Origin of the sequence: Prevotella multiformis DSM 16608 (genome assembly GCF_000191065.1) — a bacterium.
Taxonomy (GTDB): Bacteria; Bacteroidota; Bacteroidia; order Bacteroidales; family Bacteroidaceae; genus Prevotella; species Prevotella multiformis.
This window is the reverse complement of sequence record NZ_GL872283.1, coordinates 1,082,685-1,105,221: the sequence shown is the minus strand read 5'-3', so window position 1 is coordinate 1,105,221 and position 22,537 is coordinate 1,082,685. Positions and strand designations below refer to the sequence as shown.

18 protein-coding genes are annotated in these 22,537 nt (G+C 52.7%); 9 read left to right on the top strand and 9 right to left on the bottom strand.

Annotation, left to right across the window (positions count from 1 at the left end; genetic code table 11):
- Positions 1 to 233: 233 nt before the first annotated feature.
- The 5 genes from HMPREF9141_RS09850 to HMPREF9141_RS09830 all read left to right on the top strand — a co-directional run bounded on the left by HMPREF9141_RS09850 (position 234) and on the right by HMPREF9141_RS09830 (position 7,129).
- Positions 234 to 2,177, top strand: a complete 1,944-nt coding sequence (locus HMPREF9141_RS09850) for a glycogen debranching enzyme N-terminal domain-containing protein (protein ID WP_007368582.1) — start codon at positions 234 to 236, stop codon at positions 2,175 to 2,177.
- Positions 2,178 to 2,192: 15 nt separating this feature from the next.
- Positions 2,193 to 3,461: a glycosyltransferase family 4 protein gene (locus HMPREF9141_RS09845; protein ID WP_007368581.1), complete on the top strand. Its 1,269-nt coding sequence runs from the start codon at positions 2,193 to 2,195 to the stop codon at positions 3,459 to 3,461.
- A gap of 51 nt (positions 3,462 to 3,512) precedes the next feature.
- Positions 3,513 to 4,946: a glycoside hydrolase family 57 protein gene (locus HMPREF9141_RS09840; RefSeq protein ID WP_007368580.1), complete on the top strand. Its 1,434-nt coding sequence runs from the start codon at positions 3,513 to 3,515 to the stop codon at positions 4,944 to 4,946.
- Positions 4,947 to 5,261: 315 nt separating this feature from the next.
- Positions 5,262 to 5,462, top strand: a complete 201-nt coding sequence (locus HMPREF9141_RS09835) for a hypothetical protein (RefSeq protein WP_007368578.1) — start codon at positions 5,262 to 5,264, stop codon at positions 5,460 to 5,462.
- A 125-nt stretch (positions 5,463 to 5,587) separates the two neighbouring features.
- Complete coding sequence (locus tag HMPREF9141_RS09830; protein ID WP_040555048.1) at positions 5,588 to 7,129, top strand: RapZ C-terminal domain-containing protein; 1,542 nt, start codon at positions 5,588 to 5,590, stop codon at positions 7,127 to 7,129.
- 318 nt (positions 7,130 to 7,447) lie between these two features.
- Here the strand turns inward: HMPREF9141_RS09830 and HMPREF9141_RS09825 are convergent, their stop codons facing one another.
- From HMPREF9141_RS09825 to HMPREF9141_RS09815, 4 genes are read right to left on the bottom strand one after another with little or no spacing between them, the layout of a single operon-like run.
- Positions 7,448 to 8,551, bottom strand: coding sequence for a metallophosphoesterase (locus HMPREF9141_RS09825; protein WP_007368576.1), 1,104 nt, complete (start codon positions 8,549 to 8,551; stop codon positions 7,448 to 7,450).
- A 17-nt stretch (positions 8,552 to 8,568) separates the two neighbouring features.
- The gene (locus HMPREF9141_RS09820; protein ID WP_040555046.1) at positions 8,569 to 9,915 is read right to left on the bottom strand and encodes an MATE family efflux transporter; all 1,347 of its coding nucleotides are present in this window, start codon (positions 9,913 to 9,915) and stop codon (positions 8,569 to 8,571) included.
- A 13-nt stretch (positions 9,916 to 9,928) separates the two neighbouring features.
- Positions 9,929 to 10,069 (bottom strand): hypothetical protein, encoded by a 141-nt coding sequence (locus HMPREF9141_RS13600; RefSeq protein WP_007368574.1) that lies wholly within the window; start codon positions 10,067 to 10,069, stop codon positions 9,929 to 9,931.
- Positions 10,070 to 10,096: 27 nt separating this feature from the next.
- Positions 10,097 to 10,771, bottom strand: coding sequence for an MgtC/SapB family protein (locus tag HMPREF9141_RS09815; protein ID WP_040555044.1), 675 nt, complete (start codon positions 10,769 to 10,771; stop codon positions 10,097 to 10,099).
- A gap of 535 nt (positions 10,772 to 11,306) precedes the next feature.
- Between HMPREF9141_RS09815 and HMPREF9141_RS09805 the strand changes: the two genes are divergently transcribed.
- On the top strand, positions 11,307 to 11,867 hold the full coding sequence (locus HMPREF9141_RS09805) for a sugar O-acetyltransferase (protein WP_040555043.1): 561 nt from the start codon (positions 11,307 to 11,309) through the stop codon (positions 11,865 to 11,867).
- A 717-nt stretch (positions 11,868 to 12,584) separates the two neighbouring features.
- Here the strand turns inward: HMPREF9141_RS09805 and sucD are convergent.
- The 4 genes from sucD to HMPREF9141_RS09785 all read right to left on the bottom strand — a co-directional run bounded on the left by sucD (position 12,585) and on the right by HMPREF9141_RS09785 (position 16,705).
- Positions 12,585 to 13,457, bottom strand: coding sequence for a succinate--CoA ligase subunit alpha (sucD, locus tag HMPREF9141_RS09800; protein ID WP_007368569.1), 873 nt, complete (start codon positions 13,455 to 13,457; stop codon positions 12,585 to 12,587).
- A gap of 12 nt (positions 13,458 to 13,469) precedes the next feature.
- Positions 13,470 to 14,609, bottom strand: a complete 1,140-nt coding sequence (gene sucC / locus HMPREF9141_RS09795; protein ID WP_007368568.1) for an ADP-forming succinate--CoA ligase subunit beta — start codon at positions 14,607 to 14,609, stop codon at positions 13,470 to 13,472.
- Positions 14,610 to 14,693: 84 nt separating this feature from the next.
- Positions 14,694 to 15,758, bottom strand: coding sequence for a butyrate kinase (gene buk, locus HMPREF9141_RS09790; RefSeq protein WP_007368567.1), 1,065 nt, complete (start codon positions 15,756 to 15,758; stop codon positions 14,694 to 14,696).
- 35 nt (positions 15,759 to 15,793) lie between these two features.
- Positions 15,794 to 16,705, bottom strand: a complete 912-nt coding sequence (locus HMPREF9141_RS09785; RefSeq protein ID WP_007368566.1) for a phosphate acyltransferase — start codon at positions 16,703 to 16,705, stop codon at positions 15,794 to 15,796.
- Positions 16,706 to 16,852: 147 nt separating this feature from the next.
- Between HMPREF9141_RS09785 and HMPREF9141_RS09780 the strand changes: the two genes are divergently transcribed.
- The 3 genes from HMPREF9141_RS09780 to HMPREF9141_RS09770 all read left to right on the top strand — a co-directional run bounded on the left by HMPREF9141_RS09780 (position 16,853) and on the right by HMPREF9141_RS09770 (position 21,496).
- A complete protein-coding gene (locus tag HMPREF9141_RS09780; RefSeq protein WP_040554799.1) occupies positions 16,853 to 18,241 on the top strand; it encodes a toxin-antitoxin system YwqK family antitoxin in 1,389 nt (462 codons plus the stop codon).
- Between the two features lie 166 nt (positions 18,242 to 18,407).
- A complete protein-coding gene (locus HMPREF9141_RS09775) occupies positions 18,408 to 20,336 on the top strand; it encodes a polysaccharide biosynthesis protein (RefSeq protein WP_007368564.1) in 1,929 nt (642 codons plus the stop codon).
- A gap of 32 nt (positions 20,337 to 20,368) precedes the next feature.
- Complete coding sequence (locus tag HMPREF9141_RS09770; RefSeq protein WP_007368563.1) at positions 20,369 to 21,496, top strand: nucleotidyltransferase family protein; 1,128 nt, start codon at positions 20,369 to 20,371, stop codon at positions 21,494 to 21,496.
- 615 nt (positions 21,497 to 22,111) lie between these two features.
- Here the strand turns inward: HMPREF9141_RS09770 and HMPREF9141_RS09765 are convergent.
- Positions 22,112 to 22,537 (bottom strand): BT0820 family HAD-type phosphatase, encoded by a 426-nt coding sequence (locus tag HMPREF9141_RS09765; protein ID WP_007368561.1) that lies wholly within the window; start codon positions 22,535 to 22,537, stop codon positions 22,112 to 22,114.

Here is a 22,537-nt window from a genome sequence, read left to right as displayed (position 1 = left end):
GGATCGAATGGGCAGACAGACGCTTCAGATGTATAATGACGGCATTAGCCGGAGATTATGAGCCTCTGTTTTGTCTCCTGTCCATGTATTTAACGGAAGAACTGAAAAATATAAGTAAGATTTTGACATTATCCTGATTTTTCTTCGTATCTTTGAAGTGCCAAACAGTGTAGTCGTACCGTGACTTCCTTTTGACTTGAGACCAAACAACAGAACATAAAACCTTTATAGACATGAGCTACTTAAAATTTGAAAAGGCTCTGATGACCAATCTTCAGGACTCGCTGCCACGAGAGTTGTTGCGGACCAACCGCTCGGGGGCATATTCCTGTTCTACAATCGTTGACTGCAATACGCGCAAGTATCATGGACTGCTTGTTGTGCCGGTTCCGGGACTGGATGACGACAACCATGTACTGCTTAGCTCGCTTGACCCCACCGTCATCCAGCATGGTGCTGCCTTCAACCTTGGGTTACACAAGTATCAGAGCGGCAATTTCAGCCCGCAGGGACATAAGTATATCCGTGAGTTCGACTGTGACACCGTGCCTACTACCGTGTATCGGGTAGGAGGTGTACTGCTGAAAAAGGAGGTTGTGTTCCAACACTATGAAGACCGTATTCTGATTCGTTACACATTGCTGGATGCCCACTCACAGACTACCCTTCAGTTCCGTCCTTTCCTTGCTTTCCGCAGCGTACGGCAGTTCACACACGAGAACTCCGTTGCGGACAGGTCGTACCAGGAGGTGGACAACGGCATCAGCACCCGCATGTATGCCGGCTATCCGTCGCTCTTCATGCAGTTCTCGAAGAGCAATGTATTCCACTTCGAGCCTTATTGGTACCGTGGACTGGAATATCCGAAAGAGCAGGAACGTGGTTATGCGTCCAATGAAGATCTCTATGTGCCGGGTTACTTTGAAATGAATATCCGAAAGGGAGAGAGTATAATCTTTGCCGCTTCTACGGCGGAATGCCATACATCCTCATTGAAATCCCTGTTTGAAAAAGAGGTGGCGTCACGCAGTCCTCGTGACAATTTCTTCCACTGTCTTGTCAATGCTGCCCATCAGTTCCATAACCGTTCGAAGAACGATGAGCGTTATATCCTTGCCGGCTATCCGTGGTTCAAATGTCGTGCCCGTGACCAGTTCATCGCTCTCCCGGGGTTGACGCTAAGCATCGAAGAGCAGGAATACTTTGAACTGGTAATGCAGACGGCGGAGAAAGGGCTGCGTGAGTTCATGGAGGGGAAACCGGTCAGCGTCAACATCTACGAGATGGAGAAGCCCGACGTTCCCCTGTGGTGTATATGGGCTATACAGCAATACGCCAAGGAGGCTGGCAAGGCACGCTGCCAGGAACGTTATGGCAGTCTGCTGCGTGATATTATTGATTACCTCTCTTCCGGCGGACATCCCGACCTCAGGCTGGATGCCAACGGTCTGCTTTATGCCAGTGCGAAGGGGAGAGCCATAACGTGGATGAACTCCACAAACAACGGTAAACCTGTTGTTCCCCGGACGGGATATATCGTAGAGTTCAATGCGCTTTGGTACAACGCCCTGCGCTTTGTCGCTTCCATGGAACAGGAGAGCGGCCATGAGGCACGTGCAGCGGAACTCGAGAAGACCGCTTCCAAGTGCAAGGAGGCGTTTGTCGCCACTTTCCTGAACGAGTATGGTTATCTCTATGATTACGTAGACGGCAGGATGATCGACTGGAGTGTACGTCCTAACATGATCTTTGCCGTAGCGCTTGACTATTCACCGCTCGACCAGAAACAGAAAAGAGGCGTGCTGGATGTCTGTACGCGTGAACTGCTTACGCCGAAGGGGCTTCGTTCTCTCTCTCCTAAGAGCGGCGGTTACAATCCGATGTACGTCGGGCCGCAGACACAGCGCGACCTGGCCTACCATCAGGGAACGGCCTGGCCATGGCTGGGAGGCTTCTATCTCGAAGCCTGTCTGAAACTCTATAAGCAGACGCGTCTGAGCTTTGTCGAACGCCAGCTGGTAGGGTATGAGGATGAGATGTTCAACCACTGTCTCAGCACGCTGCCCGAACTGTTCGACGGTAATCCGCCGTTCTGTGGGCGCGGAGCCATCTCTTTTGCGATGAATGTTGCTGAAGTGCTCCGTACATTAGAGTTGCTTGAGAAGTATAAATATTAAAATGGAGGAACCTGTATGAAAGTTTTAATGTTTGGATGGGAGTATCCTCCTCATGTATATGGCGGTCTGGCTACTGCCAACTTCGGTATCTCGGAGGGGCTTCATGCGCAGGGAGATGTCGAGACAATCCTCTGTCTGCCTCATCCTTTTGGTGACGAGGACCACACTTTTGCGGATATTGTGGCAATGGACCATGTGCCTATTGCCTATCGGGAGCTTGGCTACGACTATGTGAAGAACCGTCTCGGCAATCTGATGACACCGGAACAGTACTTCAAACTGCGTGAGCACATCTATGCCGACTTCAATTATATGCACGTCAACGACCTTGGTGCGATGGATTTCGCCGGCGGCTATCCGGATAATCTGCATGAGGAAATCAATAATTATTCGATCATCGCCGGTGTCGTGGCACGTACATTCGACTTCGATATCATCCATGCACACGACTGGCTGACCTATCCTGCCGGCATTCATGCCAAGCGGGTATCGGGCAAGCCGCTGTGCATCCATGTCCATGCCACCGATTTCGACCGTTCGCGCGGTAAGGTCAATCCGACAGTCTATGGCATCGAGAAGGACGGTATGGACAATGCCGACTGCATCATGTGCGTGTCAGAACTGACCCGCCAGACGGTCATCAATCAGTATCATCAGGATCCACGGAAGGTCTTCACGGTACACAATGCCGTCTACCCGCTGAAGCAGGAGATTGCCGAAATCCCGCGTCCCGACCATAAGGGGAAGGAGAAAGTCGTCACTTTCCTCGGCCGGCTGACAATGCAGAAAGGGCCTGAATACTTCGTCGAAGCCGCCAACATGGTGCTGCACCGTACACGTAATGTCCGTTTCTGTATGGCAGGATCGGGCGATATGATGGATCAGATGATTTACCTGGCGGCCGAACGGGGCATTGCCGACCGTTTCCATTTCCCCGGCTTTATGCGCGGCAACCAGGTGTATGAATGCCTGAAGGCTTCCGATGTCTATGTGATGCCGTCCGTAAGCGAGCCGTTCGGTATCTCTCCCTTGGAGGCGATGCAGTGCGGGACACCGTCCATCATCTCCAAGCAGAGCGGTTGCGCAGAGATTCTGGACAACTGCATCAAGGTAGACTACTGGGATATTCATGCGCTGGCAGATGCGATGTACTCCATCTGTCACAACGAAAGCCTCTTCGACTACCTCGCCGCTGAAGGAAAACGTGAGGTCGACCAGATAACATGGGAGAAGGTCGGCGCATGGATCCGCGAGCTTTACCTCCGTACATTGGGCTGGCAATAAGTCCGGATGATGGAAAACGAATGACCTAAATAAAACCAAAACAACAAGACAATGAAGACAATTTGTTTATATTTCGAGATACACCAGGTAATTCACCTGAAACGTTACCGTTTCTTTGACATCGGTACCGACCATTATTATTATGACAGCTTCGAGAACGAACGCACCATATCAGAGATTGCCGACAAGAGCTATATGCCGGCTCTGGAGGCCTTGCAGCAGATGATCCATGAGAGCGGAAAGGCTTTCAAAGTGACGTTCTCGCTCTCGGGCGTGGGCATCGAGCAGCTGGAGATACACGCTCCCCAGGTGCTGGAGAAACTGCAGGAACTGAACAGTACCGGCTGTGTGGAGTTCCTTGCCGAACCCTATTCCCACGGTCTTGCTTCGCTTGCCAATGAGGAAAGTTTCAAGTCGGAAGTAAAACGTCAGGCACAGAAAATCAAGGAATACTTCGGCCAGACTCCTAAGGTACTGCGCAACTCCTCGCTGATCTACAGTGATGAAATCGGTCTGCTGGCTTCCCGGATGGGCTTCAAGGGGATGTTGACAGAAGGGGCGAAACATGTACTGGGCTGGAAGAGTCCGCATTACGTGTACAACTGTGCGCTCGATCCGAAACTCAAGCTGCTGTTGCGTGACGTGAAGCTGAGTGATGACATCTCGCTCCGTTTCAACAATTCAGACTGGGAAGGGTATCCGCTGTTCGCCGATACCTATATGGACGAGATCGCGGCACTTCCCGAGGAAGAACAGGTCATCGGCGTTTTCATGAATCTGTCCGCTCTCGGCATTGAGCAGCCGCTTTCGAGCAATATCCTCGAGTTCTTCAAAGCGTGGCCGGCCTGTGCAAAGCAGCGGGGTATCACTTTCTCTACTCCGACAGAGCTATGTATGAAGCTGAAGAGTGTCGACCGGCTTGACGTGCCTGACACGTTGAGCTGGATGGATGAGGAGCGTGATGTCAGTACATGGCTGGGGAATCCGATGCAGCGTGAAGCATTCAACAAGCTTTACAGCATTGCCGACCGTGTGCGTATTGCCGACGACCCGCGCATCAACCAGGACTGGGACTATCTGCAGGCGAGCGACAACTTCCGGTTCATGTCTACCAAGCCCTCGCGGGTGGGAATGGACAGGGGCATCTATTCCAGTCCGTTCGATGCCTTTACCAATTACATGAATGTTCTGGGCGACTTCCTGAACCGTGTCAACAGTCTTTATCCTGCTGAAATCGACAATGAGGAGCTGAACAGCCTGCTTACAACTATCCGTAATCAGGGAGAGGAGCTTGAAATGAAGTCGAAGGAAATATCCCATTTGCAGGCAAAGGTCGATACGCTGGAAAAGGAAGAGCTCCGGCTGCGTGACGAAAAAGAGAAGAAAGCCTCGGGCAGAAAGCCCGCTGCGGGCAGGGCTGCAAAGAAGTCCGTATCAAGAAAGAAAACGGAGAAGGCCGTCCCTGCCGATGAAAAAGCAGGATAAAACCGCTTTCTGAAATCCGATCCATAACGCTCATACGGCACCTGATGGAAGTCAGCAGGTGCGGTATGGGCGTTTTTTCGTGTCCTTTCTTCATGACGGTTGCCCAAGGCACTACCGGTGCCGGCCGTCAGAACATCGGCAGGAGACCCGATCCGTTCCAGTCGGTGTCAGTAAAGTGGATGATACCCTGCATGTATGGAAAATGTTTACCGGACGGCAATCATCCGTAGTCTTTTCGTTGACTTTCCTCCGAAGGAAAACCACTTTCTTTATCCAACAGGCTCGTAAATCACCGTTTTTATGTAAATTTGTAGCATGAAACGATTGATCAACTGGAAAGAATTTATCGTGCTCTTCGTAGTCATCGGAGGCATCTACTATCTCACGAAGTCATTGCTTGTCACGGGCGGTATTCTTGCCATCCTGTTGCTGATAGACGGTCTGCTCCGTCAATATGACAACAAGAAACGGGGAGAGAAGCAGGCCGACGAGATAAAAAGAAAGCTGGAAGAATAGGAAACCGTCTCGCTCTTCCCCGGTTCTGCCTTCTATAAGAGGCTGGAGGAAAGACACTGAGCGGACTTTAATGTATGCAGGCTGTACCGTCGCCTATCTTCGGAGACAGCATAAGGAATAAGGGAATGGAGAAACTATTAGCACTGTATAAACGATGGAGAGGCAGCGAGCCTGCCGGTGTCGAAAAGCTGGAAGGGGCGGGGAGCAATCGCGCATATTATCGGCTGACGGACGAAGACGGTGAGCCGGTCATTGGCGTCATCGGTACAAGCCGCGACGAGAACCATGCTTTTGTCTATCTTGCCAGACACTTTGAGAAACGCCGGCTTCCGGTTCCACACGTGCTGGCCGTCTCGGAAGATGAGACCCGCTATCTGCAGACCGATCTTGGGGAACGTTCGCTCTTTGAGGCCGTCCGTGGCGGACGAGAAGCCGGCGGAAGATATAATCTTGCGGAGCAGGAACTGCTTCGCAGGACGATCCGTGAGCTGCCGAACATACAGCTGCGTGGGGCTCGGGGGCTTGATTTCTCCAACTGTTATCCACAGCCGGAGTTCGACCAGAGAGGGGTGCTCTTCGATTTGAACTACTTTAAGTACTGCTTTCTGAAAGCGACAGAGCTGGATTTCCACGAGCTGAAGCTCGAAGCGAATTTCCGTATGTTTGCCAAAGACCTGACCTCGGAGAAGATGGATGCCTTTCTTTATCGTGACTTCCAGGCTCGCAACGTCATGCTGGACAAGGAGGGGAAACCTTATTTCATCGATTTCCAAGGTGGCAGGAAAGGACCGTTCTATTACGACCTTGCATCCTTCCTGTGGCAGGCAAGTGCAAAGTATTCTTTCAAGCTGCGCAGGGAACTGGTGTTTGAGTACTACCAGAGTCTGAAGAATTACACAGAAGTGCCGTCGAAGCGGCATTTCGTCAACCGCCTGTCCCTCTTCGTCCTGTTCCGTACGCTGCAGGTGCTGGGTGCATACGGCTTCCGCGGTTACTTTGAACGGAAGAAGCACTTTGTCGACTCCATCCCTCCTGCCATACAGAATCTGCGCGATCTTCTGGCATTGGGAGAGGATGTATTTCCCTATCCTTATATGATGTCCATGCTGGAACGGCTTACCCGGCTGCCGCAGTTTGCACATATCGAGAGACCGGCGGCAAACAGGTCGGACGGTTTCAGGACAGCAGAGAAGGACATTTACAAGGCCAATCCGATGGACGGCCCTGCGACATTCTCCAAGTACGACGGGAAAGGGCCGCTGGTAGTCCGTGTGTTCAGCTTCTCCTATAGGAAAGGAATTCCCGAAGATACCTCCGGCAACGGGGGAGGCTATGTGTTTGACTGCCGGAGTACGCACAACCCCGGACGGTACGAGCCTTACAAAAAGATTACGGGACTGGATGAACCCGTCATTCGCTTTCTGGAGGATGACGGCGAAATACTCGATTTCCTCAAGCCCGTCTACAGACTGGCTGACCATCATGTGGAACGTTATATGCAGCGCGGTTTTACCGACCTGATGTTCTGCTTCGGCTGTACGGGAGGACAGCACCGTTCGGTCTACTGCGCACAGCATCTGGCGGAGCATCTCAATGAGAAGTATGGAATTGAAGTACACATAACGCATCGGGAGCAGGGAATCAGACAGACCCTGAATGCCCGGTGAGAGATTCCGGCTGTTGCCGGGGGAGACGGATTCATGCGGATACCCGGAATGACCTTTTGATGTCTTCTCTTCTTTTAGACGAACGGATCCTAAAATAACATAACGGACTCGTTCGGATGCTGGGAAGAAGGAACATGCTGAATAGGGGCGGAAAGCTGCGAAGGGGCGGCAGCCCCCTCTTAACATCGCCATGACAATGAGGGTATTGGGGAAGATGTCCCGACCGGACCGGCTGGTCGGGGAGGAAATGAATGAGAAAAAGCGTATCAGGCTAAGCTGGAAGGCATAGTCCGATACGCTTTTTCCGTAGACTTCTGTTTATTGGAGTTCCGCCACAATGTATTCAGACCTTGTTCCGATACGGAATTTCCCGCCCCAGATTCCGATTCCGGAAGATACGTAGTATTGCGTGTCTCCTTTTCGCAATGGCCCGAAGGCATCTTCGTAGATCAGGTCTTCGATCCAGCTGACAGGCCAGACCTGTCCATAATGTGTGTGCCCTGACAGCTGGAAGTCTATGCCGCATTGCTGTGCTTCTTCCAGATGGTAGGGCTGATGGTCCATGAGAATCGTGTAATAGCCCTTCGGAGAGTACCTCATCAGCTCCTGCAGGCCGGCCCGCCTCTTGTTCGTCCGGTCGTCGCGCCCCACGACAAGCAGACTGTCTCCGCCCGGCAGATGCACCAGGGCATGACTGTCGACCAGCAGGTGGATGCCTGCATCCTGATAGAATTTCTTTGCCTGTGATGCGCCTCCGAGATACTCATGGTTGCCCAGACAGGCGTAGACCGGGGCTTTCAGTCGCCTGAACTCTGCCGCCATGCCCTGTGCAGCCAATGCCCGGATGCTCCCGTCGACAATGTCACCTGCAATGAGAACAAGTTCGGGCTGCTCCCTGTTCACGCTGTCCACCCATTTCCTGAACTCGTCTGCACGGTTGTGGTAACCCAGATGCAGGTCGGTCATCATGACCATACGGTGCCGCTGGCGCATGGTCTTTGTAGCCTTCAAAGTCAAAGGCACACGTTCTTTATGCAGGTAATGCAGATAGCCATAGACAAACAGTCCGGTCATGACGATTGCGACTGAAGCCGTTCCGGTCCGGCTGTCGTAGAGCAATGAACGGGGGACAAGACGGAGCAGCCTCCCCATGTCGAGCACAAGGAAGAGCATCGCAAGATACAGACCGATGAAAACAGACGAGTTGCCCAGCTCATACAGCGTTATGGCGATGGGCATGGGCCTGCTGTCAAGTCCGAAGATGAAGTTGGTGAAGAAACAGACGATGAACAGCAGCAGAACCCCTACGACAATCCATCTGACAGGGGAAAAGAAAGGGAGGATATGCCAGATACGCCAGCCGACATATCCGCAGACTGACAGGAAGAAAAGTAAAAAGACGATGATTGCGGTGTATTTCATCTTTCGGAAAAATTAGATCAGGTGATGATAGAATACCGGTGCATCCATAAAAAAGACGCGGCTCCTCTCGCTGCAAGGAACAGGAGGAAAGCTATCCATAAGGCATCATTGCCCAGCTGCCTCCAGAACAGAAAATACACGGTGAAGAATGTTGCCATGGCCACCGCCGTTGAAAACAGCATGCCTTTGGTGGCGGTCAGTCCGATAAAGACACCGTCCAATACGAAGGCCGACATTCCGGCCGCCGGTATCAGATAAGCCCAGAACAGGTAGGGGCGGGCGGATGCGATGACAGCCGTGTCATCTGTGAGCAGACGCAGGAATCCTTCTCCGCCGACGGCATACACGGCGGTAAAGAGCACTGCCATGAGTCCGCCGAAGGCGAACAGCCGGCGGACGATGATACGCAGTCCCTCCCCGTCGGCTGCACCATAGTATTTTCCGCTCAAAGCCTCTCCGGCATACGCAAAGCCATCCATCAGATAAGAGAAAAGCGTGAAGAGCGTCATCAGCAGTGTGTTGACGGCCAGCAGCATTGCCCCCTGCTTCCCTCCGGCCGAGGTGAAGAAGAAGTTGACGGCTACCAGACAGACCGTCCGCAGGAAGATGTCCTTGTTTACACGGAAGAACTCGCCCCATGCGTCTTTCCTCTTCTGCACGTGTCTCCACGTGGCGTGCAATTGGGCTCTGAAAAGCCTGCCTGCCAGCAGGTCGAACCCCCTCACGGGGCGTCTGATCCGCCGGCAAGCGGCAGACAGGGACACGATGAAGCCCGCCCACTGTGCCAGGACGGTGCCGGCAGCGACACCGCTTATCTTCCAGTCCAGGACGAATACGAAGAACAGGGAGGCAAGGATGTTGACCACATTCTGCAGTATGGCGACCATCATGGGCATACGGGTATCCTGCATGCCGATGAACCAGCCTGTCAGTCCGTATAGCCCCAACATGGCGGGTGCGCCCCAGATGACAATCCGGAAATAGGTTCCGACAAGCCCCCATGAGGTCTCCGGCGTGTTCATCAGCCGGAGCATACCCCATTCCAGACCCCGCTGTATGGTGACAAAGAACAGTCCAGTTCCAATGCCTATCAGCAGCGTGCGTGCAAGGATGTCCAGACATTCTTTACGGTCATGCCGTCCGAAAGCCTGTGAGGTCATGCCGCTTGTCCCCATTCGCAGGAACCCTAACAGCCAGTACATGACGTTGAAGATCATCGATCCGACGGCAATGGCACTGATGTAAGTCTCATTGCCGATATGACCGACGACCGCCAGGTCGACAAGTCCCAGCAAGGGGACGGTCACATTACTTATGACGGAGGGAACCGCAAGGCGGAGGATTTCCCTGTTCCATTTGTCCATCAGCGGCATCCTCTTACTCCCTTATATAATCCTTGGCTATGAGGTCATAGTACAAGGCCTCGAGTTCTGCCAGCGACAGCCGTTCTATCGAATGCTCCAATATACGGACAAGTTCCGCCCGGCGGGTGTCTTCCTCTCTCTTCTCAAAATCCATGACTTTCGTTTTTACGCATCCGAGGACCTATTCTATCGACTCCACCGTGACATCCTTGAACTCCATCATGAAGTTAAGCAGATGGCTTTGGTACCGGTTGCGTTTCAGCTTCATTTCCATCGTCACGACGTAGTAGTGTCCGGAGGAGGTGTCCTTGCGCTGCATCTCATAGGAGTCGATGATGACTTCCTTCTCACGCAGCCGCTGGAGGACACGCTGGATGTCGGTCTCTTCGGGAGCACTGAAAGACACGTTGATGTTGCGTGTGCCGAAGTGCTGCAGGATGAAGTAAAGGGCTTCCAGGCAGAGCAGGACAAGCACGGTCGTGGCGATGGACAGTACGTACATGCCCGCACCGGCCGTCATGCCGATGGCCGAGGTCACCCAGAGGCCTGCCGCCGTCGTGAGGCCGCGTACCACGTGCTTCTGGAAGATGATCGTTCCGGCACCGATGAATCCGATGCCTGTCACCACCTGTGAGGCGATACGGCTCGGATCGAGCGACACCTGTCCGTAATGTCCCAGCACGCCGTCGAAACCGAACTGAGACAGGATCATGAACAGTCCGCTGCCCAGTGCCACGAGGAAATGTGTCCGGAAACCCGCCTCCTTGGCACGGTATTCCCGCTCCAGACCGATGGCTCCGCCCAGCATGGCTGCAATGAAAAGCCTCAGTACAAACTCGTAGGTTATCGTATCCATGATGTTTACTCCTTTCTTTGTCAAGATGTAGCTTAGTGCTGCAAATTTACAAAAATACTTTGTATTTTCCTTGTTTCCCGGTTTAAAATGAAGGGATGGACAAGCAGATCGTCTCGTTCCGTGATTCGGAATGGATGCCGGTACGGGACTGATCCTATGCGTCACCTTTGAAGGGGTCTGTCTTTCAGACGGACTGTTCCTGCTTCCTTCCTGGACGGATATGGTGTCGGGCCATGCTGCTGAAAGCGGAAGACGGTGCATGGAGACAGAGGAAGCAGCAGGGAACAGATGTACGGAGTGCCTGTATGTCAATACAGCTTTTGGGAAATGGCGGAAGTGATTTCTCATGAGATTGCTTGCGGAATCCGGTGCAAAGGACTATATTTGCAGGAAAGACTACCACAGGTTTACAGATCGGCGCACGTATGTGTCGGGCAGGACAGGCACAGGGGACCGACCGGTTCTTTTGTACCGACAGACCTGTGTTCTTTCAGAATCTGCCTGAATGGACATCTTTAAAATAAATCAGAAGACAATGACAGAGAAAGAGAAACAGCAGCGAGGAATGCTTTACCAGGCAAATGATCCGGAGGTCTTGAAGGACCTTTATTACTGTGAGAATGAGTGTTACGAAATCAACCGGATTCCTCCTTCACACAGGGAGGAACGCATGGAGCGGCTGCGGAACCTGTTCGGCAGGGCTGGTGACGGACTGTTCATCGTCGCTCCGTTCTTCTGCGATTATGGTTATAACATAGAGGTGGGGAAGAACTTTTTCGCCAATACCAACTGCGTGATACTTGATGAAGCCAAGGTGACGTTCGGCGACAATGTCTTCGTCGCACCCAACTGTTCGTTCTATACTGCGGGGCATCCGCTCGATGTCGCTCAGCGCAACAGGAAAATAGAATATGCCCTGCCCATCCGCATCGGCAATGATGTGTGGATAGGCGGTAATGTCGTTGTCCTGCCCGGTGTGACCATTGGCGACGGGACCACGATCGGTGCAGGTTCTGTCGTAACCCATGACATCCCCGCCGGTGTGGTGGCGGCAGGCAATCCCTGCAAGGTCATCAGGAAAATAGGCGAGGAGTAAATACCGGTTTGTGATGCCTGCGGCCTTCCATGGACAAGAAGCTTTCCGCAGGACTCCGGCGTTGTAGAATACAGGCTGCCGGGATGTGCTGAAAAAGCCACGGACATACCGGTGCGATGGAATCCGTCAACGCTTTGCGGATTCCGTTTTGAAAACTGTCGGGATGGGGCTGCCGGGAGTCCTGTTCCCGACGGCTGGGAATCCTGTTCCCGGTATTTGGGAATGATGTTCCCAATCGGTTGGGAATCCTGTTCCCATGCAGATGCGTGTTGTATACCCTGTATCTTCCTGTTCTGGGCTGATGGGTTCTCGTCTTGTTTTTAAACTCGGTTGACGGGTGAAAGAACTTTTTTAAATGATTATCGTCTGTATGAGACCGCTGTAAAGCCCTGTTTATCACAACACTGCATATTCGATTATCAACAGGTTACACTTTCCGGAAGCCTCGTGTAAGAGAGCTTTTCTGCGGCCTCGGTATGTTGTTTAATGTTTTCGTCTGGCAGTTTTCTGCCTCTGCCGGTTTCCCTGATTGAAAGCCTGTGAAAAAGTCCCTACCTGTCGGCTGACAAGCTGACGTGACGGAACATGACTGTGGATAGCGGAAAATCCACAAAAAAAATCCCACCGCGGCCAGCCTGTTATGCTGCTGCGGTGGGATTCAGCTATGGGCATATTCGCATCCCGCCGTCCTGTCAGAGACGGCGAGACACGGTACGGTCATCTGTTCAGCTGCTTTTTCAACAGCTCCGGGATTTCTCTTGTCTCACGTGCCACAGGTACACCGACGGCCTCGAAGGCGGCAATCTTCTCGCTTGCAGAGCCTGATCCGCTTGAGATGATGGCACCGGCGTGTCCCATCTGCTTTCCTGGAGGTGCCTGCTGCCCGGAGATGAACACGGCCACCGGCTTCGTCACGTGCTCCTTGATGAATTTAGCTGCACGCTCTTCGGCATCGCCGCCGATTTCACCGATGAGTGCGATGCTGTCGGTCTCCGGATCATCCTGGAACATACGGAGCAGCTCCTCAAAGTAGAGACCCACTACGGGGTCGCCTCCTACGCCTACGGCCGTTGACTGTCCCAGGCCGGCCTGAGTAAGGTTGTAGACCACTTCGTAGGTAAGCGTACCACTGCGGCTGATGACACCTGTATGGCCTTTCTTGAAGATGTTGGTCGGCATGATGCCGGCCATGCTCTCGTCCGGAGAAATCAGTCCCGGACAGTTCGGGCCGATGACGCTTACGCCCTTGATGCGTGCATAACGCTGTGCGGCGACGGCATCGAGGGTCGGCACACCCTCGGTAATGCAGATGACGAGCTTGATGCCGCCGTCAATCGCTTCGAGCATGGCATCCTTTGCAAAGGGGGCTGGAACGAAGATGATGGAGGTGTTGGCACCGGTTGCCGCAACCGCATCCTTGACGGTATTGAACACCGGAATGCCGCTCACTTCCTGTCCGGCCTTGCCCGGCGAAGTGCCGCCCACCACGTTGGTGCCATACTCTTTCATCTTGGAAGCGTGGAAACTGCCGTCACGTCCTGTAATACCCTGTACGATTAGTTTTGTATTTTTGTTGATCAGAATACTCATAGTTCTTGTGTTTTAAAGTTTTTTGCTCAGTTCTACAGCCTTGTGTCCTGCGTCGGCCATGCTTGTGCCGACGGTAAAATGAGTGCCTTCGAGGATGGCTCTTCCTTCGGCTTCATTGGTTCCTGTCAGACGGATGACGATAGGTATGTCGGTCTCGATTACCTTGAAAGCCTCCAGAAGTCCGTTGGCCACATCATCACATCGTGTGATGCCACCGAAGATATTGATCAATACGACCTTTACATGTTTGTCGCTCAAGAGAAGCTTCATCGCCTCGACGATCTTCTCGGGATTGGAACTGCCGCCGATGTCGAGGAAGTTGGCAGGTTCGCCGCCATACAGTTTGATCATGTCCATGGTAGCCATGGCAAGACCGGCACCGTTTACCATGCAGCCGATGCTTCCTCCGAGGTTCACATAGCTGAACCCTTTGTCCTTGGCTTCACGCTCCTTGCGTTCTTCTTCGGTCGGCTCGAAGAGTTCGGCCACATCCGGGTGGCGGAAGAGGGCATTGTCGTCGAAGGTCATCTTGGCATCGATTGCTTTCAGTGTCCCATCCTTCAGCAGGACCAGAGGATTGATTTCTGCCAGCGAGGCGTCTTTCTCTGTGAACAGCTTATAGATGTTCTTAAAGACGGGAACAGCCTGCTTCACCTGCGCCATGTTGTCGAAGAGCTTGAAGGCAGCCTCTCTGGCGAGGTAGTCGTTCATGCCGACAACGGGATCGATGACGATCTTCTCGATCTTTTCCGGTGTCTCCTTGGCAACCTGCTCGATGTCCATACCGCCGGCACGGCTCAGCATCAACATCGGACACTTCGATTTACGGTCTACAAGGATACTCATGTAGTACTCTGATGCGATGTCGACGGCCTCGCTCACGAGCACCCTGTCGACGATAAACCCCTTGATGTTCATGCCCAGAATCGCCTCAGCATGCTGGCGGATCTCGGCTTCGCTGCTGCCAAGTTTCACACCACCGGCCTTGCCTCGTCCGCCCGTGTGAACCTGTGCCTTGACCACGGCTTTCTCAACACCTAACTGCTTGTAGGCAGCTACAGCTTCATCGGGGGTGCGACAGATGATGTTGCGGTCCACCGGAAGTCCATAACTTGCAAAGAATTTCTTTGCCTGGTATTCATGTACCTTCATAAGATTTGGTTTTAAATTATAAGTTTTAAATTATAAAATGATAGTTGAATTGTTTAGGATTCCTGATCGTGACGGTGACTTTCGTCAATATTCCCGTGCCGTTCTCTCTCCGCACAGGACAGCCAGTGCATTCTCGGTCAGTGCCAGCATCTCGTCCTGCCCGGGATAGACGTGGATCGGGGCAAGATAGCTGAGCCGCCGCCTGAGCCTTTCGATGATATAGTCACATTTCGCCATGCCGCCTGTCAGAAGAATGGCATCGATTTTCCCGTACAGTACGGCACCTTCTGCTGCAATATTCTTTGCGATGTGCCATATCATGGCTGAAACAATGAGTTCGGCATGCTTGTCACCTGCTTTTATCCAGTTCATTATCTCCTTGAGGTCGTTGGTTCCGAGGTGTGCGATGAGTCCAGCCTGTCCGCTTACTTTCTTCAGCAGCTGGTCTTCGGTGTATTTCCCGCTGAAACAGAGACGGATCAGGTCGGCTGCGGGTAACGACCCGGCCCGTTCGGGAGAGAACGGTCCTTCTCCATCCAGGGCGTTGTTGGCATCGACGGCCCTGCCGTGGTCATGGGCCGCAATGGAGATTCCTCCGCCCAGATGGCATATAATGAGGTTTAGCTTCTCATAGGTTGTCCCCATGTCTTTGGCAAATCGTCTGCCTATCGCTTTCTGGTTCAGAGCGTGCCAGATACACATACGGGGCATCAGCGGAGAGCCTGAGATACGTGCCTCGGGCTCCATCTCGTCTACGACACCGGGGTCGGCTACGAAGCTCCTGCACCCCGGAATCTCACGGGCTATCTCGTCGGCAATCATGCAGCCGAGGTCGCATACGTGCTGGTGGATAGCCTGCTGCTGGTCGAGGATCATCTTTTCAGTAATGGAGAAGACACCGCTGGGAACGGGTTTGGCAAGTCCGCCTCGACCGATGACGGCATCGAAGTCAAGGGGAATATTGCGTTTCTTCAGCTCCTCTATGACAACCTGCTTGCGGAAGTGGAACTGGTCGGAGATGCGTTTGAATTTGCTCAGCTCTTCCTGGGAGTGGGTGATGTCCGCCACGAACACCGGCTGGTCGTCGTCAGCAAGGGAAATCTTTGTGGAAGTCGAGCCGGGGTTGATTGCTAATATCTTGTATGGCATAATGTCTTGTTGCACCTTAATGTAGAGGGGATATGCTACCTGGAAATCAGGCTTGCCAGCGCGAGGCTGTATAATTTGGATTCGACAGTGTCGCCTCGGCTGGGAAGTACAACGGGCGCCATTGTACCCTGAAGGACGGCAGCTGTCTCTGCACGGCAGAAGAGAGTGACGGCCTTGTAGAACAGATTTCCGGCTTCAATATCGGGGAAAATCAAGGCATCAGCATCGCCTCCTATGGGGGAATCGATCCGTTTGACGCTCATGGCCTCAGGCGAACAGGAGGTCTTCAGGTCCAAAGGACCGTCTATCAGGCAGGAACCGAAAGCTCCGTTCTCCCCTTCCTCTCGGAGTGTCGCATAGGATGCGGTATAAGGAAAATGGCGTTCGTCTACCTTTTCAGAACAGTGGATAAGGGAGACTCTCGGGCAATCAATCTGGAAGGCATGGCAGAAATCGACAACGTATCTGACCTGTTCCCGTCGCTGTTTGTCCGTCGGGGCGGGGATGACCGCCGCATCGGTAAAGAACAGCAGCTTGTGGTATTCGGGCAGTTTGGCGACGGTGATATGGGTCAACACCGTGTCTTTCGGCAGGATTCCGACCTCCTTGTCAAGAATGGCACGCAACAGCACATCCGTGTTCAAGAACCCTTTCATGAGGACATCTGCCTGTTTCTCCCTTACCAGTCCGACTGCTTTCTGTGCCGCCTCTTCAGGTGTCCGGGCGATGACCGACTGAAAGCCATGCCTGCCGGCATAGCCTTCTGCGGTTTCTTCGGAACAGACCAGTATAGGGCTTATAAACCCTTCCTGCGCTGCCCTGGTGACAGCTTCCTGCGTATGAGCATCCTCCGGCCACGCCACGGCGGTGCGCTTGCAGACGTTCTTCTCCTTGAGAAGAGCGATGAGCTGGCTAAAGTCTTTGATCGTCTTTTTTTGTTCTGGCATAGTTAATCGATTTTCAGTTATAGTCTGATGACGTGACAAAGATACTACTTTGTTTTGAAATACAATCGTTCTCTGGTGAAAAAACACAGGAAAATTCTTTTTTTCAGCTTCATTGATGTATATTTGCGGTCGTATTAAAGATTTTATATGAGACGTTTGCACATTGTTATGTGGGTATGCGCCGTGTTCCAACTGGCCTCAGCCCAGAAGGTTTCACGCAGCTACATTCCTCATGGAGCTTTGTTCTATAACAGCCGGTGGCAGCCTGTTCCCAGTGCTGACAAGGCCTCCTATTATCGTGTTCTTGCTGTGGATGAAAAGGGGCAGAAGATGTTTTACGACTATTTCATCACCGGACAGCTGCAGGCCGAGAAGCATTATACAAGTCTTGACAGACAGAATGACCGCAGGACCGTACTGACCGGGGTATGCCGGACATTCCACAAGTCAGGCAGGGTAGAGTCCGTCATGCAGTACAGAAATGGCAAGGCGGACGGCAGAGCGCTGTCTTTTTTCCCAAGTGGAAATATTGGAATGAAGTTGAGTTACCGGAACGGTGTCCTCGACGGCCCATGCTATACTTATGATGAAAACGGACATCTGGAATATACAACCGTCTGGCGGAACGGGGCTAAGGTCAGAGAGATACAGGGCGGAAAAGACCACTACATAGACCGACAGACCAACGAGGATGCTTTCTGTGAGCGTTTCCGGCACGATGAGGCGCTGATCATGGCACAGTCGAAGACCATCTCCAGGACCCGGGAATCCGGCATACCGGAGTCCGGAGAAAGCGAAGACCGTCCGGAGAAGCACGTGACTTCAGATGTAAGACAGGAAGATGTGCGTAGAGATGCGGATTTCCAAGGATCCCATACCGCCGGCAAGACTCCTTCGAAAGCCCGTGATGGAAGACCCTCAAAGGACATGACAAAAGAGCAAGAGCTTGTGGCGGACGTGAAGTATCCAGACCGTCTGCCGGCCGACTCTGCCTCTGCGAGAGACGAAAAGACGGTCATCGCATCAGAAGACGGCCAGTCCTTTTTCCCTTTCTCCTATCTATATGGCCTTTTGAGCCGGGAAGAAGAAAGCTTGAAACGGATAGACGAATTGACAGGTTTAGGCAGACGCCTCCGGTTGGAGGACACCCAGACCGTCAACGGCTACGGCGCACAGAAGGAAATAATCCTCCATCACCATCTGCCTTATGATGCACAGACAGGAAAAGACAGGGTGACGGGTGACAGACCGCGGCAGGCGGGCTTTTTCGGTTCCTCCATGGGAGACAGCCTTTCCATTAACCGCATTAACCTCTTTACATGGTCGGAAGCCGAGATGGGTTCCTTTGCCCGGCAGGCTGTAGAGTGCGGTTATGCTGTGCTCGGTGGAGGAGACTATCGTACCTTGGACGGGAATTTCATCCTTGAACGGAAAGGCAGCCCGACTGCATACGGCGAACGTGAGGTCATCCTCACCTTCACCCATCAGTCCGGTCTCTACGCAGGACTTTATCATATCCAGATGGATGTGCGGTGATGGAAAAGCGCGAATCCGTTGCAGAGGGGTCAATTCTCTGCGACTTAAATTAGGACGTTTAAGTTTTTTTGCTTAAATTTGCAGCCTAAATTAAAACTAATAAAATGGATTTGCAGGCCTTCTTTCTGCATTCAGAGAGGGTTATGGCTTAATTTATGAATGGGATATGAAGGTAGTCGACAAGCTTTTCAACTGGTATCTTTCTGTTAATGCCCTTCCTTACTGGGTGGTGCTCGGCATGGACATTCTTATCTGTTACCTTTCCGGCATCTTCGTCTTCTGGCTGTATTATCACGGGGCGGTAGCCTTGGGAAACATCGCCCTGCTGACCAAGACCATCTTCATGTATATGGTCTTCAACCTGATAGGATTCAAGCTTTTCCGTACCTATTCGGGCATCATCCGCTATTCTTCCTTCGTCGATCTGCAGCGTGTGGGACTGGCAATGCTGCTCTCGCTGGGCATTGCAGAGGCCATGCACTACGTGGTCTATCATTGGAATCTGGAGTTTGTACGGCTCGAAGGACGGCAGATTGCCGCCATGTATCTTGTCGCGACCATCGGCATGATGGCGTTCCGTATCCTGACGAAGTCGCTCTACGATGTCCTGTTCAATACGGACAAGGGGATGCGTACACTCATCTATGGTGTGAGGGACGGCGGTGTAGGACTGGCGAAAATCATCCGCAGCGAACGGCCTTGCCGTTTTCTGCTGAAAGGTTTTATCTCTCATGATCCGTCCATCAAGGGACGTATCCTCATGGGCACGAAGGTGTATGTAGCGGATGACAAACTTGCAGAACACATCAAGGATATGAACATCCAGGCAGTCCTTGTCTCGCCCTTGCAGAATGAGTACTTCCGTAATGACCAGAAGCTGCAGGACACGCTCCTCGGCCTTGGCATCCAGATTTTCATGAGTTCGGGAGAGAAGGAATGGAAGCAGGATGACGACTATTCCCAGGTGCAGCTTAAGGAAATCAGCATAGAGGATCTTCTGCCCCGTGAACAGATCCATGTGGACATGGACGCCATCGGCCGTCTTCTGCGTGGGAAGAAAATCATGATAACGGGGTCTGCCGGCAGCATCGGCTCCGAAATGGTGCGCCAGATAGCTGTCTATGAACCTTCCGAACTGATCCTGATAGACCAGGCGGAGACCCCCCAGCATGACATCCGGCTGATGATGCACTTTGACTGGCCGGAGATAAAGGCGCACACCATCGTTGCCAGCATCGCCAACGAGGAGCGCATGGAAAAGATTTTCCAGACCTACCGCCCCGACTATGTATTCCATGCCGCCGCTTACAAGCACGTCCCGATGATGGAGGACAATCCTTCGGAGAGCATACAGAACAATGTCTGGGGAACGAAAGTCATCGCCGATCTCAGCGTGAAGTATGGTGTCAGGAAGTTTGTGATGATTTCCACCGACAAGGCCGTGAACCCGACCAACGTGATGGGTTGTTCCAAACGCATCTGCGAGATCTACTGCCAGAGTCTGAACAGGAAAATCAACGGGCAGGCCGGCAGCAGGCCGGTGACACAATTCGTAACGACCCGCTTCGGAAACGTGCTGGGCTCCAACGGATCCGTGATACCGCTTTTTGAAAAGCAGATTAAGGCCGGCGGGCCGGTCACGGTCACCGATCCCGATATTATCCGTTTCTTCATGCTCATCCCGGAGGCCTGCAAGCTGGTGCTTGAAGCGGGCACTCATGGCATCGGCGGGGAGATATTCGTTTTCGATATGGGCCAGCCGGTCAGGATAGCCGACCTTGCCCGACGGATGATCAGGCTCTCCGGGGCCAAGGACGTCAAAGTGGAATACACCGGGCTGCGCCCTGGCGAGAAGCTCTACGAAGAGGTATTGAGCACGAAGGAGGACACCCTTCCGAGTTTCCATGAGAAAATCCGTATCGCCAAGGTATGCGAGTATGACTACGAGGCGGTAAACAGTCAGATCGTCTCTCTTGTCTCGTTGAGCCATACATACAATGACATGGCCATCGTCGGCAAGATGAAGGAAATCGTGCCGGAATATGTAAGCAACAACAGCAAGTACTCCGTTCTTGACAGGAAAGATGTATCCTGACGGGAGAAGGCGGTGCAAACGAATCGTCGCAAATGAATGAGAAAGAAATGAAATTGTCCGCCCTTTTTGCCGACTTCCTGCGTTTCTGTCTGCGGGAAGAAGCGCAGGAACCGGCCGGGCTGGCCGAGATGGATTGGGACGCCCTCTATGACTTCGGTTACAAGCAAGCCATTCTGGGTGTCTTTTTCCATGGAATCAAGCGCCTTTCCAAGTCCGAACACCGTCCCGGCAGACAGCAGATCCTAAAATGGTATGGCAGCTGTTCGTTTATCGAACGGGCTAACCGGCAGGCCTACAAGGATGCCTCTATGCTCACGGCCTTGATGCTGAAGGAATATGGTGTGCATAGCTGTGTGCTGAAAGGACAGACAAATGCGCTGATGTATCCCGATCCGTATATGCGGACATCGGGCGACATTGACCTTTGGACAGATGCGGAGACATTGGATGTCATCCGCATTTCCAGACAGCTGGACAAACACGGGGAAATCGGCTATCATCATATTGAGGTCGGGTGTTTCAAGACCCCTGTCGAAGTACATTTCTTCCCATCCTTCATGGGCAATCTATGGCATGAATACAGGTTGCGGCGTTTTTTCAACCAATGTAAGGCTTCACAGTTTGAAAAGCTGACGGAGCTGCCTGACGGATCAGGGTATATGTACACCCTGACCGACGAGTTCAACCGGGTTTTCCAGATGTCACACCTCATGCACCATTTCTTCTTTGAGGGCATCGGCCTTCGTCAGATGATAGATTATTACTATCTGCTTCTCCACGGCTTCAGCGAGGAAGAACGCCGGAGAACGCTGCGCATCTTCCGGCAGACAGGAATGTACAAGTTCGCAGCGGCCGTGATGTATGTGATGAAGGAGACGCTGGGGCTTCCCGATCAGTATCTGCTGCTGGAACCAGACGAGAGGATCGGCAGGATGCTGGTATCCGAAATGCTGCAGGCAGGGAATTTCGGCTTTCATGACAGACGCTATTCTTTTGCGGGGAAGTCAGTCTATTCGCAGTATTTCGTCGAGATATACAGGAACCTGCATTTTGCCATGGACTTCCCCTCCGAGACGATATGGGGCCGTCCTGTTTCGCGCTGGTGGCACATGATTTACAAGGCTTATCTGCGGCGCCGCCTGCGTCAGCTGCAGAAGTAAGACGGTATTGTCTGCTTCCGCTCTTTTCTTCCGCCGGTGTTGACACGTACATTCACACAGGACCAATAGGGCTGGGTCAAGAGTGCATGTGGCAGCACAAGCAGGGACGGGCACCCCTCGTCTGTTCGACGAACAGTCTGTCTTGCGGACAGACGGGGGCATCGTTCCCTACGGTAGGGTATGCGACGCTCTTTCGGTCTTTTTGGCCGGGTGACGTTTTCTGTACAGTCAGTGGGGACAGGGACGAGTGACATGATTTGCGAAGAAATCCTGACCTCTTGATATGGAAAAAGCAAGGAGGAGAATGCCATCTTTACATTCTCCTCCTTGCTTTTTTCTGTCTTGTCCAGAGAGTAGGTTCCATCCTCCGGGATACTTTCGTCCGTCAGTAAGTAGCCGGCCGGTCAGTCGCCGGTATTTCCCTGATTGCCGGGAAGAGTTGTGTCCGACCGGTCGGGACGGCTGTTCCCAGCGGCTGGGAATGTCGTTCCCAAGCCTTGGGAATGCTGTTCCCAAGCCTTGGGAATACAGTTCCCGTTTGGTCTGGTGTTTTGGGCTGACCGCTTTCCGGCTCGCTTCCAGACCTGATCGGCAGGCCTGACATGTGCAGCTTGCTCAGAGACTCCACCAATGCTTTTTTTTCGGCGGTTTATGCTCCTCGAATGAATGATGTCCGAATCCACGGCTCTCCCAGGTCTCATGGTGCGTAATCATCTGATAGATGGTCCCCCAGTCGGGCAGCCCGCCGAAGTTGCGGTCGTCGATGAACATATCCGCCTTGAGTTTCCTTGAGAAGTGGTTGTTCTTGTCTTTCTCTTCCTCCGGGTAGTCTTTGTTGACGGCCCAGAAGTCTACACCGCGTGCATGACACCAGTCGACCGCTTCCTGAAGCAGGTCGCCCTCCCTTACGCTCCACATGATCAGCCGGTGTCCGTCCTTGATCAGCATCTTCAGTGTATCGGTGGCGAAGGGTACTTCGTCACCGATTTTCGGGTATTTATGTTCTACGATGGTTCCATCGAAATCAACTGCAATTGTCAT